10 protein-coding genes are annotated in these 12216 nt (G+C 40.1%); 1 reads left to right on the forward strand and 9 read right to left on the reverse strand.

The window, feature by feature from the left end; translation table 11 throughout:
* Window positions 1-7 precede the first annotated feature (7 nt).
* The 5 genes from PQ477_RS00185 to PQ477_RS00205 form a co-directional block, all read right to left on the reverse strand.
* Window positions 8-991 carry an alpha-ketoacid dehydrogenase subunit beta gene (locus PQ477_RS00185; RefSeq protein ID WP_144559242.1) on the reverse strand — a complete coding sequence of 328 codons (984 nt, stop codon included), beginning with the start codon at window positions 989-991 and terminating at the stop codon, window positions 8-10.
* A complete protein-coding gene (locus PQ477_RS00190; protein ID WP_144559243.1) occupies window positions 991-1992 on the reverse strand; it encodes a thiamine pyrophosphate-dependent dehydrogenase E1 component subunit alpha in 1002 nt (333 codons plus the stop codon). The genes PQ477_RS00185 and PQ477_RS00190 overlap by 1 nt, the downstream gene beginning before the upstream one ends.
* A 16-nt stretch (window positions 1993-2008) precedes the next feature.
* Window positions 2009-3430, reverse strand: coding sequence for a dihydrolipoyl dehydrogenase (gene lpdA, locus PQ477_RS00195; RefSeq protein WP_274272796.1), 1422 nt, complete (start codon window positions 3428-3430; stop codon window positions 2009-2011).
* 15 nt (window positions 3431-3445) lie between these two features.
* The gene (locus PQ477_RS00200; protein ID WP_144559245.1) at window positions 3446-4543 is read right to left on the reverse strand and encodes a Glu/Leu/Phe/Val family dehydrogenase; all 1098 of its coding nucleotides are present in this window, start codon (window positions 4541-4543) and stop codon (window positions 3446-3448) included.
* A gap of 155 nt (window positions 4544-4698) precedes the next feature.
* Window positions 4699-6675, reverse strand: coding sequence for a sigma-54 interaction domain-containing protein (locus PQ477_RS00205; protein WP_035395799.1), 1977 nt, complete (start codon window positions 6673-6675; stop codon window positions 4699-4701).
* Between the two features lie 155 nt (window positions 6676-6830).
* Between PQ477_RS00205 and PQ477_RS00210 the strand changes: the two genes are divergently transcribed.
* Window positions 6831-7082, forward strand: coding sequence for a DUF2627 domain-containing protein (locus PQ477_RS00210; RefSeq protein ID WP_035395795.1), 252 nt, complete (start codon window positions 6831-6833; stop codon window positions 7080-7082).
* A gap of 25 nt (window positions 7083-7107) precedes the next feature.
* Here the strand turns inward: PQ477_RS00210 and PQ477_RS00215 are convergent, their stop codons facing one another.
* The 4 genes from PQ477_RS00215 to recN form a co-directional block, all read right to left on the reverse strand.
* Window positions 7108-7863, reverse strand: a complete 756-nt coding sequence (locus PQ477_RS00215) for a hypothetical protein (RefSeq protein WP_144559246.1) — start codon at window positions 7861-7863, stop codon at window positions 7108-7110.
* A gap of 196 nt (window positions 7864-8059) precedes the next feature.
* Window positions 8060-8851, reverse strand: a complete 792-nt coding sequence (gene spo0A / locus PQ477_RS00220) for a sporulation transcription factor Spo0A (protein WP_144559247.1) — start codon at window positions 8849-8851, stop codon at window positions 8060-8062.
* A gap of 264 nt (window positions 8852-9115) precedes the next feature.
* Window positions 9116-10402, reverse strand: a complete 1287-nt coding sequence (gene spoIVB, locus PQ477_RS00225; RefSeq protein WP_274273604.1) for a SpoIVB peptidase — start codon at window positions 10400-10402, stop codon at window positions 9116-9118.
* A 125-nt stretch (window positions 10403-10527) separates the two neighbouring features.
* Window positions 10528-12207: a DNA repair protein RecN gene (gene recN / locus PQ477_RS00230; protein ID WP_274272797.1), complete on the reverse strand. Its 1680-nt coding sequence runs from the start codon at window positions 12205-12207 to the stop codon at window positions 10528-10530.
* Window positions 12208-12216: the final 9 nt, after the last annotated feature.

The raw sequence follows: 12216 nt of genomic DNA on the forward strand, positions 1-12216 counted from the left end.
CCTCCTTCTAAAACTCCGCCAAATCGCGGATGGCTTTTTCGACTTTATCAGGATTAATCATAAATTCTTTTTCTAATGTAGGCGCATAAGGCATTGCCGGAACATCAGGTCCAGCAAGACGCTTAATTGGTGCATCAAGATCAAATAAACAATGCTCCGCAATAATTGCACTTACTTCACTAATAATGCTACCTTCTTTGTTATCTTCTGTAATTAACAAGACTTTTCCTGTTTTTTTCGCCGCTTCAATAATACCATCTCGATCAAGTGGATAAACGGTTCTTAGGTCAAGAATATGAGTTTGAATGCCTTCTTTTTCTAAGCGCTCCGCTGCTTGTAAAGCGAAATGGACAGCAAGACCATAGGTAATGACCGTCACATCATCCCCTTCGCGTTTTACATCTGCCTTGCCAATAGGAAGCGTGTAATCCTCATCCGGCACTTCGCCTTTAATTAATCGATACGCTCGCTTGTGTTCAAAGAAAAGCACTGGATCATCAGAACGAATCGCGGCTTTAAGAAGGCCTTTTACATCATAAGGTGTTGAGGGCATCACAATTTTTAACCCCGGTGTATTAGCAAACATCGCTTCGACGCTTTGTGAGTGATACAGGGCTCCGTGGATACCACCGCCGTAAGGAGCTCGAATGGTGATCGGACACGTCCAGTCGTTATTTGTGCGATAACGAATTTTCGCTGCTTCAGACACAATTTGATTTACAGCTGGCATAATAAAGTCAGCAAACTGCATCTCTGCCACAGGACGCATCCCATACATAGCCGCTCCAATTCCTACGCCTGCAATCGCCGATTCTGCTAAAGGTGTATCAATTACTCTCTCCTCACCGAATTGTTCGTACAAGCCAGCTGTTGCACGAAACACACCGCCTCTTTTACCAACGTCTTCACCTAAAACAAAGACGCGCTGATCCCGCTCCATTTCTTCATGTAAAGCCTTCGTCACAGCTTCAATATATGATAATACTGCCATTAGTTCCCCTCCTCACTATAAACATGCAAATACATGGTGCTCGGATCTGCATAAGTTGCTGCTTCCGCATATTCCGTTGCTTCATTTACAAGCTGCTTTACCTCTGCTTCCATTTCGTCAAGCACCTTATCAGTTAACAAACCAGCTGTTTGTAAATAAGCTGCATACGTGTGAAGGGGATCTTTTTCTTTTGCTTCTGCCACTTCTTCTCTTGAGCGATAGGCGCGATCATCATCGTCACTTGAATGGGGAGTAAGACGATAAGAGACCGTTTCAATTAAAGATGGACCTGCCCCAGCTCTTGCACGATCAGCTGCTTCCTTTACAGCTTCATAAACAGCAAGCGGATCATTTCCATCTACAGTTACTCCTGGCATTCCATAACCAATTGCCCGATCCGACACTTTTTCACAAGCAAGCTGCTTTTCAATTGGAACACTAATCGCGTATTTATTGTTCTCACACATAAATATAACAGGGAGCTTGTGTACGCCTGCAAAGTTCGCTCCTTCATGGAAGTCTCCTTGGTTAGATGAGCCTTCTCCAAATGTGGTAAACGCAACAAAATCTTTCTTTTCTAGACGACCGCCTAACGCTACGCCAACGGCATGTGGCACTTGTGTCGTTACAGGGGAAGAACCCGTTACAATTCGGTTAGTTTTCTGTCCAAAATGACCAGGCATTTGACGTCCACCTGAATTTGGGTCCTCTTCTTTCGCGAAGCCTGACAGCATTAAATCTTTCGCAGTCATACCAAAGGTTAGCACAACCCCCATATCTCGATAATAAGGGAGCACATAGTCTTTATCTCGATCAAGTGCAAAGGCCGCGCCTACTTGCGCCGCTTCTTGTCCTTGACAGGAGATGACGAAAGGAATTTTTCCAGCTCGGTTTAACAACCACATGCGCTCATCAATTCGTCTAGCGAGTAGCATAGTGCGATACATATCAACTGCTTGTTCATCCGTTAACCCTAATTGTTCATGTTTGTTTTTTGTCATTCAAATATCCCTCCCATTACATGTGAATAGCACGTTTATCAATTAATAGGGCTGCCTCACCTATTGCTTCAGACATCGTCGGATGCGGGTGGATCATCTCACCTAATTCAATGTGAGCAGCATCAACGTATTTTGCAAGAGCCGCTTCACTAATTAAATCCGTTGCATGTGAGCCAATTATATGAACTCCTAAAACATCATTTGTTTTTTCATCTGAGATGACTTTCACAAAACCCTCTTCTTCTCCTTGAACAAGCGCTTTGCCAACTGCGGCAAATGGAAAGGTGCCTACTTTCACTGAATGTTTTTGCGCTTTTGCTTCCTCTTCTGTCAAGCCTACTTGTGCGGCCTCCGGAAAACTATAAATACAAGATGGGACTATTGCTTTGTTCAGAGGCTCCACCTTTTCACGCGTCATGTGAGCTACTGCTATTAACCCTTCGTGTGTTGCAACGTGAGCAAGCTGCAAGCCGCCGATACAGTCACCAATTGCATAAATATGCGATTCTTTCGTTTGACCGAATTCATTCACTTTTATGTAACCGCTTTCTAAATCAATTTCTGTGTTCTCTAAGCCAATGCCTCGAACATTCGCCGTTCTCCCAATAGATACCATTAACTTGTCAACGTGAAATTGAATTGAACCCTCTTCTGTTTGTACATTCACCTTAACAGCGTGCTCCTCCACAGCAATTGATGATTCATCGATTGTCGCATTCGTATAAATGGCGACGCCTCTTTTTTGAAGCTGCTTCATCATTTCCTTGGAAATATCACCATCGGCTGTTGGTAAAATACGACTTCCTGCTTCGACAACTGTTACTTTTACACCAAAGTCAACGAGCATGGATGCCCACTCCACTCCAATAACGCCTCCACCTATAATAACGATAGAAGAAGGCAATGCGCTAAACTGAAGCGCCTCTTCTGAGCTAATAACAGTTTCCCCATTAAACGGCGTATTCGCTAACGCTCTTGGAGAAGAACCTGTTGCTAGAATGACATTTGAGCCTATTAACATTTCATTTTCTCCATCGCCTAGGTCGACAGACACAGTTCCTGGGGTTGGTGAAAAAATAGACGGTCCTAACAATGTTCCTTTTCCTTTATATACATCAATTTTCCCTTTTTTCATTAACCCTTTTACACCATTAGCTAAACGATCAACAATACTCTGCTTTCGCTCTTGTACTTGTGTGAAGTCTAGCTCAGGCTCGCCAACAGACACACCATAGTGGCTAGCTTCTTTTGCTAACCGAAACACTTCTGCACTTCTAAGCAATGCTTTACTCGGAATACAACCCTTATGTAAACAAGTTCCCCCTAGAAGTTGCTCTTCTACTAGCGCTGTCTTTAATCCTGATTGTGAAGCACGGATGGCGGCAGCATAGCCACCAGTACCGCCACCCACTATTACGAGATCATAATTCTCTGCCATGATAGTCCGCCTCCATTACTTTTTACGAGAAAGAATGTGGTGCTCATTTTGCAAAAACGTTCCTCTTGCATAACGCATCCGTTCAATTCGTTCTTCTGCCATTTTATCCGCAGCCTGTGAAGTAGGTATCTGCTTTGTACGAGCAATTTCAAAAACACGAGAAACATTATCATAAATGCCTTCTACTTTTTTAAACGCTCGATCTCGGTTGTACCCATTTAATTCATCCGCTACATTAATAACGCCACCTGCATTAATAACATAGTCAGGTGCATAGGCGATGCCCATATCTTGTAAAATTTGACCATGACGTTCTTCTTTTAATTGGTTGTTAGCCGCGCCTGCAATTACTTTAGCCGTTAACTTGCTTAGCGTTTCATCATTGATTACTCCGCCTAATGCACATGGCGCGAAAATATCACAGTCTTGCTCGTAAATATCATCAGGGTCTACTGCTTTTGCCCCAAATTCAGAAACAGCTCGTTCAACAGACGGTTTGTAAATGTCCGTAACAATAAGTTGAGCGCCTTCTTCATGTAAGTATTTACATAAGTGATAGGCAACATTACCGACACCTTGGACTGCGATTGTTTTACCTGCTAAATCTTCCGAACCAAGACCCGCTTTAGCCGCAGCTTTCATTCCAACATAAACACCGTAAGCTGTTACTGGTGAAGGATTCCCTGAAGCACCAAAAGCAGGGGAAATACCTGTAACATAATCCGTCTCATCATGAATAATATCCATATCTTCAACCGTTGTGCCTACGTCTTCTGCAGTAATGTAGCGCCCGTTTAACCCTTGAATATAACGACCAAACGCTCGAAACATTTCCGGATTTTTATCTGTACGAGCATCGCCAATGATAACGGCTTTACCTCCGCCAAGGTTTAACCCAGCTGCCGCATTTTTATAAGTCATGCCCCTTGAAAGACGTAGAACATCTTCAAAGGCATCCTCCTCTGATTGATAATTCCACATTCTTGTACCGCCAAGCGCTGGTCCCAATGTAGTATCATGGATCGCGATAATCGCTTTTAAACCTGACGTTTGATCTTGACAAATAACAAGCTGTTCATAATCTTTCTCTTCCATCTTTGTAAATAATTTCATTTTTAAGTCCCCCTATAAGAATTCTGGCTCGTCTTCACATGTTCACAACTGTATACATGCAAAAACAATGCCAACTGCTAATCTTAAGGAAATAGGCTAATGTAACCTTCCGCCTGCAAAATCTTGCACTCCCCTGAAATATTTTGCATGCAAAATCATTCAATTCCATATTTCTCTAGTTTATAATAAAGCGATCGAACAGAAATACCGAGGCGTTTTGCAGCTTCTGTTTTAACATAATGAACATGGGCTAACGTCTCTAAAAGAAATCCACGCTCTTGCTCTGCTAAAAAATCCTCTAGCTTTTCTGGCTTGGCACGATCCACCTTAGGCGCACTTCCTGGTTTTAGCACACTTATATCTGCATGTGCAACAAAATCGATTTCAGTTTCACCTAAGTTTTTGTATATCATTTCTCTTGCCAATACATTTTCTAACTCACGAATATTGCCTGGCCACGCGTACTGTTGAAGTTGAGCCAATGCATAATCCGATAAGTTTCTAATATTACGTCCATAGTCTTCATTTATTTTTTCAATAAGGCGCAAAGCAAGTATTGGAATATCTTCTATTCTTTCCCTCAATGGAGGAATGTAAATCGGCAATGTATTTAAACGATAATAAAGATCTTCTCTAAACCGTTTTGTTGACATAAACAACTGCAAGTTCACATTTGTAGCTGCAATGACTCGGGCTTTAATCTTAATTGGTTTTGTTCCCCCAACTCGGACCACTTCACTTTCTTGAAGAACGCGCAATAATTTTGCTTGTGTCTGTAAGGACATTTCGCCTACTTCGTCAAGAAAGATACTTCCTTCTCCAGCCTCTTCAAATAACCCTTTTTTCCCTGTTCGTAAAGCACCAGAAAACGCACCCTGTTCATAGCCAAAAAGCTCACTTTCGAGAAGTGTTTCTGTCAACGCCGCACAGTTTACGCGCACAAACGGTTGATGCCGACGTTCGCTTTCATAATGGATTGCATGTGCGAATAATTCTTTTCCCGTTCCTGTTTCACCTAAAAGCAATATAGGTAAATCAGTGTTCGCTCCTAATTTTCCTTGGGCGATGGCGTGCTGAATACCATTAGATTGGCCTAAAATATCTTGAAACGTATAATTTGCTTCTAGGCTGGCAATTTTCTTCTTTGCTTGCTTTAACTCGCCCATAAGGGAGTTTAATTCAGATACATCATGGATAACGCCAATACTTCCTTTTAATTTCTTGTCCACAATAATAGGCGCAACATTGACAATGACGTCTCGTTTGGCTGGGCCTAACTTTAATCGTGCCCCTCGTACAGGTCGCTGGGTTTGCAACACTTGCATATGAATGCTTTCGCCTTCTGAGATATCTGTTGTCGCTGGTTTACCAATAACTTGCTCTTCCGTTAAACCAGTAATTTTCTTATAAGCTGGATTTATAAGAAGACCGACACCAAACTCATCAACAACCGAAATTGCATCATTAGAAGAATTAATGATCGCTTCCAGCATTTCTCTCATTCGATTAAGATCCGTGATTTGCTCTGCCATTTGCCTTGCTTCTGTTACATCTTTAAAAACAGCAATCGCACCTCTAATCGTACCTTTTGTACTTAACGGCATACGAGTCGTCACTATTTTCGTCCCGTTTGCAAACGTTTGAAGCTGATTGTATTCTGGTTGCTGACGTTCAATCACACGTGGCAAACCACTTGTTGGCAGTAGAGATTGAATTGCCTGACCAACACTTTCATGCCTGTTCACATCAGCCATTTCTGCTGCTGCATCGTTCAAATACATCACTGTGTAGTCTGCTTTGACAATAATAACACCGTCATCAATAGAATCAATTGCTTTTTGCATTAGGGATTGTTTCGAGAATTCAGCACTAATGACTCCCCACGTTTCTTCATAAGACCAAACATTAGTTTCTGCCGTAGTGCCGATCTTTGTATACCTTTGAATGATCGTAAAATCATGTTGATTAAAAGACTGTTCATCCATTAAATCAATATTGTGCTCTGCTGCAAAAGCATTTATTTTAGCTGTTTTGCTATGTATGGCCGCAACAGTAAACATAGGCAGATGCGTTAAACATCGTAATAAGGCAAATGCATCAGGACCATCATCAATAAACAGAATCTTATTCATTCTCGCACCTCTGATATTTTTAGTAGTTGGTCATAAATGCTACTGCCATTTATTTTAGTATCGTACAATTAATGATCTTATGCAAGATTAAACTTGTCCATAATGGTTTTTTTGGTCTACAATAGATGTGAAATACGAACAAGAAAGGATGTTCTATGGGCAGAGTGTTTGCTTTATTACTAATTCTCATCCCAATAGTTGGCGCTGGTTATGGAATTAAGTTAATGCGAGATGCGTTTTTCCTCGTTGAGCTTTTCCCTTATCCAAACTTATGGATTCAATTTTTTGCTGGCTTATTTTTCTTCCTTATCGGGTTAGGATTAATGGCAGGTTTTATTTTCCATAGAGACAAAAAACGTGGTAAAGTGTCAGAAACGTTTTTAAAGAAAAACGAACAACAGCTGTGAGAGATGTATCCTTTCAGCTGTTGTTTTATTCTGTTGAACCTATTTTTTTAGTCCATTGACTATACGCTCCTTGTAACATTGGCCAAATCAGGAATAAAACGATACTGATACTAGCTAGTGAGAGGAATAACAATTGCCCTGATGTTCCTGGCACTGTAACTGTCCACAACGCAAGGGATGCGCCAAGAATAAGAGAACCATTGATGCCGTAAATTGCTTGACCTTCTACCTCTAATACAATGATGATGTAAAAGATCGTTGTAACATACAAAATGTCAATAAATGTTGGTAGTGTCATAAAAAAACAACCAATCAACAGTAACGTTAAATAGTAAATTGTTAACCTAAACGGTATTTTATTCGCCATATAGCTAGCAAGAGGGAATAGAATAAAGCAAGCAGTGTTAACACTAAACACTTTTATGTTACCCATTGACAATAGATAGGAAAAAAAGACAAGTATCACAACGTAACAACAAATCATACCTGTTTGATTGATGGTTTGCTTTGTTTTTTTCTGGTGTCTTTTTAACTGACTTAAATCGAGATAAAAGCCAACAGCCCATGTTAAAAAGATGTAGGCAATAGCTAAATATGAAAAATACAAATGAGTCCCCATTACTAACGAACTAAGCGCTATATAGCCATATAAAAGAAAGGTCCCAAGACTAAAAGGGATGAACGTATCTTGAGGATTTTTTTTACTCCATTGTAAATCTTTAAAGCCGTACATCAGAGCAACCGCAATAAAAGGAAGTGATAAAAATAATGAAGAAATCATGAGACGATCACTCGCTTCCACCTTCTATTAACTGACTCGCTGCTTTTTTAAAACGAGAAAAACAACATGCTTTATTATTTACCATCATTTCAATCCTCTCCCTTTCCTTTTTCTTAGTATTTGAAGAAGAATTGAATCCATACAAAAAAGCGTGAAAATGAATGAATCATTCCACGCCTTGTGTGTAAGCCAAACGCTAGCTTACTTTATGCTCAATTCGGAGTTTATCTGCAACCATAGCGATAAATTCTGAATTTGTAGGTTTTGCTTTTGTATGACTAACCGTATAGCCAAACAAATTCGAAATTGAATCAATATTCCCTCTGCTCCAAGCCACTTCAATGGCATGACGAATAGCTCTTTCCACTCGACTAGCCGTTGTATTAAACTTTTTTGCAATATCTGGGTAAAGTACTTTCGTAATTGAGCCAAGAAGCTCAATATCTTTATACACCATCGTAATGGCTTCTCTTAAATACATATATCCTTTAATATGTGCAGGGACGCCAATTTCATGAATAATGCTTGTGATGCTCGCATCTAAATTAATTTGCTTGCTTTCTTTCCTAGGTGCTGAAGCAAACGACATTGATGTTGTTTTCGGTATACGCACTTGTTGTTTGCCAGCAATTTCTCGAATTTTATCCATTAATGCTTCCATATCAAATGGCTTAAGCACATAGTAAGCTGCTCCAAAGTCTACTGCTCGCTTCGTCACATCTTCTTGGCCAAAAGCCGTTAACATGACAATTTGAGGTCTGTTGCTTTTTTGACTAAGCCGTTCTAATACAGCTAACCCATCTAAGTGTGGCATAATAATATCTAACAGTAATACATCTGGTTCTTTTTCTTCAACCAAGCTTAAGCATTCCTGCCCATTAAAAGCTGTTCCAGCTACTTCCATATCTGGTTGCGCACCTACGTATTCACTTAATAAATGCACTAATTCTCTGTTATCATCAGCGATACAAACGTTAATCTGACTCATTATGTTTTCCCCCAGTTCCTTTTGTTGTATGTAACCGATTCGACAAAGATGCAGACAATCCTTTTAAATAAATCATTTAGATTTTAATTATAGGAAATCCTACGTTTTTCTTGTAAATCTTCTTCTTTTCGACAGATTTTCAATCGTACTTTCTTTTTAATATACCATATCCTTAAAGGGGATGTGACGATTCTTGAGGATTTCTTCACGGTGATTTCGTCACATAAAAATGAGGATAACAAAAACACCAAGCAAAGCAGAGAATTAACTCGCTTGCGCTTGGTGTTTTACTAATCCTGTATGAATACCCGATTCCTCAAGCATCCAGCTAATATGGCATCCGTATCCAGAAGTAGGATCGTTGACAAATACATGAGTGACTGCTCCAACAATCTTATCCCCTTGAATAATAGGACTACCGCTCATTCCTTGTACAATGCCACCTGTTTTTTCTAACAGTCGTTTGTCTGTCACCTTTATAACCATTCCTTTGGTTGCTGGGCTTTCTTGTGGCGTACTTGAAACAATCTCAATATCAAATTGCTCCACTTCTTCTCCATCTAAAACCGTTAATATTTTCGCTGGACCTTCCTTCACTTCTGAGGCAGTAGAAATCGGCAATGGTTGGTCATAGACGTTATTCTTCAATTGAACCGTCTCATTTAACGTTCCATAAATGCCTAATGCGCTGTTTTTTTGAATGGTCCCTAATATTTCACGATCTTTTGATATGCTAGCAAGCTTTTCACCAGGCTCCCCATTTATTCCACGGGAAATGGATGTAACTGATGATCGTAATAACTGGCCATTTAATACTGAAACTGGCTTCTTGGTATCAATATCGGATATAACATGGCCAAGGGCACCATATCGTTTACTCTCCGGTTCATAAAAAGTCATAGTGCCCACACCCGCGGCTGAGTCACGAATATATAAGCCGAGACGATACAAATGATCCCCTTTTGCTTTCTCTGGCTTCAATACAGTGGTAATTTCTTTCTCGCCTCGTAATACTTTCACTTTTAATTCTTTGTTTGCTTCTCCTGCATGCTGAACATGTTTAGACACTTCGCTCATGGTATGCATTTTTTCTCCGTTTATGTTCGTTATCATATCACCGACTTCAATTCCAGCAAATTCCCCTGGGGATTTCTGTCCTGATTTAGTGTCTATTTTATGATGACCAACAACTAAAACGCCTTCTGTGTTTAACTTAACACCGATTGATTGACCGCCTGGTACCACTTTTATTTCTGGTAAAATGGAAACGTCAATTTTTTTTGCTGGCCAATTTCCATTTTGCAGAGTCACGTTTGTGTGACCTGTTTTTATTCCTTGAAGAATCGTCTCACTTTCCATGTGCTCTACTTCTAGATGCGAATTCCCCTCAATTGCAAAGCCGTTTGCTTCAATTGCTGTCTCGCTTCCTTCAAATAGAACGATGGATGTTGGAATGTCTATAAATTGTTTAAATTGTGGATTAAACCCTAAAAAAAGTAGACAAACTAAAAACAAGACCCCAATAACATACCGTACACCCTCTTTTAGCAACCTTTTCACTCCTCACTCCCAACCTACACCTCCATGCTGGCTGTACTATTAATGTTGCCTTCACACGGACGAAATATAACTGTAAATAAAAGAAAAAAGCCACCTAATCAAGGTCGCTTTTCCAATTATCCTTTTTTGTGCGTTGCCAGTTCAAGCAATTCTTTAGCATTTTCCTTCGTAATCTCTGTCACTTCAAACCCAGATAACATTCTTGCCAGTTCATTTGTTTTTTCATCATCATTTAATTGAATAACGTCGGTTTTCACTCGTCCTTCAATTGTTTCTTTCCGAATAAATAAATGGTGATCGGCCATAGCTGCTACTTGAGGAAGGTGCGTAATACATAAAACTTGTGATCCCTCTGATATTCGGTACATTTTTTCGGCAATCGCTTGCGCCACTCGACCACTCACGCCTGTATCCACTTCATCAAAAATAACAGATGTAATTTGCTGAGAAGCAGAGAAAATGGTTTTAAGCGCGAGCATAATACGTGAAATTTCTCCACCTGAAGCAACTTTCACAAGTGACTTTAATGGTTCCCCTTCATTTGTAGAAATTAAAAACTCTGCTTGATCTTGACCATTTTTATAGAAGGTTTCCCCTGTTTCAAGCTGCACTTTGAATGACGCTTTTTCCATATACAGCTGGCTTAACTCCATCATCAGTGAAGCTTCAAGGTTCTTCGCTAACCGTTTACGAATATCTGTTAACGCTTCACTTTCAATCGTTAAATCTTCAATAATGGCGTTTCGTGTGTTTTGTAGCTCTTCTAAATGGATATCTTTATTCTCCATTTCTTCTAGCTCTTGCTCGATTGCTTCTGCATATGCTAACACTTCTGCTATGGATTCCCCATACTTACGCTTCACTTTTTCAATCTCTGCGAGTCGATTTTCAACATCCTCTAGTATAGTTGGGTTAAAATCAACCTGATCTAATGCTTCACGAATAGAGTAAGACGCTTCTTCAATGAGGTAATAGCTTGATGACACTTGTTCGAATAGTGGCTGTAAGTCTGTATCAATACTAGCCGCTGTTTCCAAATGGCTTAGCATGCCACTTAAATAATCAAGACCCTTATCTTCTCCATAAAGATGCTCATAACTTCTTGTAAGCGCTTCGTACAATTTTTCACTATTAGCAAGCTTATTACGATTTTTTTGGAGCTGTTCATCTTCTCCAATTTGTGCATTCGTCTTAGCGATTTCTCCTAGTTGATACGTATACAAATCAGTCTTTTGTGCAATTTCCTGAGCATTTTGGTCAAGTTCATTAATACGCTTTACTGTTGTTTGAAGCTTATTGAAAAGCTTTCGGTATTCGTGAAGCGCTTTTTTTATATCATTCCCGCCAAACTGATCTAATAATCCTAAATGCTCGTCCGCTCTCATTAGGGATTGGTGCTCATGCTGACCGTGAATATCAACAAGAGCTTGTCCAATTTCGCGTAGTGTTCCGATCGTCATGAGCTTTCCATTTATGCGGCAAATGCTTTTACCTGTATGAGTAATTTCCCGTCTCATAATGAGCATATCATCTTCAATATCAATGCCTAAGGATTCCAACTTAGCTTCTATTTGATGCCCCTCTTCCATGACAAACAAGCCTTCAATCTCTGCTTTCTTCTCACCGTGGCGAACAAACTCAGCTGAGCCTCTTCCTCCTAAAAGTAAGCCAATAGCATCAATAATAATCGATTTTCCAGCACCAGTCTCTCCTGTGAGGACGGTTAATCCTTTCTCAAATGGAACGGTAAGGGAAGAGATGATGGCAAAATTTTTAACGGTTAATTCCATTAGCATAGTAGACTG

Source organism: Shouchella hunanensis (assembly GCF_028735875.1).
GTDB classification, from domain to species: domain Bacteria; phylum Bacillota; class Bacilli; order Bacillales; family Bacillaceae_D; genus Shouchella; species Shouchella hunanensis.

Bases quoted from the DNA above. Each gene is read 5' to 3' on its own strand.
- spo0A (WP_144559247.1), bottom strand. From the start codon at position 8,851: ATGAGTCAGATTAACGTTTGTATCGCTGATGATAACAGAGAATTAGTG.
- PQ477_RS00215 (WP_144559246.1), bottom strand. From the start codon at position 7,863: ATGATTTCTTCATTATTTTTATCACTTCCTTTTATTGCGGTTGCTCTG.
- PQ477_RS00185 (WP_144559242.1), bottom strand. From the start codon at position 991: ATGGCAGTATTATCATATATTGAAGCTGTGACGAAGGCTTTACATGAA.
- PQ477_RS00190 (WP_144559243.1), bottom strand. From the start codon at position 1,992: ATGACAAAAAACAAACATGAACAATTAGGGTTAACGGATGAACAAGCA.
- lpdA (WP_274272796.1), bottom strand. From the start codon at position 3,430: ATGGCAGAGAATTATGATCTCGTAATAGTGGGTGGCGGTACTGGTGGC.
- PQ477_RS00205 (WP_035395799.1), bottom strand. From the start codon at position 6,675: ATGAATAAGATTCTGTTTATTGATGATGGTCCTGATGCATTTGCCTTA.
- PQ477_RS00210 (WP_035395795.1), top strand. From the start codon at position 6,831: ATGGGCAGAGTGTTTGCTTTATTACTAATTCTCATCCCAATAGTTGGC.
- PQ477_RS00200 (WP_144559245.1), bottom strand. From the start codon at position 4,543: ATGAAATTATTTACAAAGATGGAAGAGAAAGATTATGAACAGCTTGTT.
- recN (WP_274272797.1), bottom strand. From the start codon at position 12,207: ATGCTAATGGAATTAACCGTTAAAAATTTTGCCATCATCTCTTCCCTT.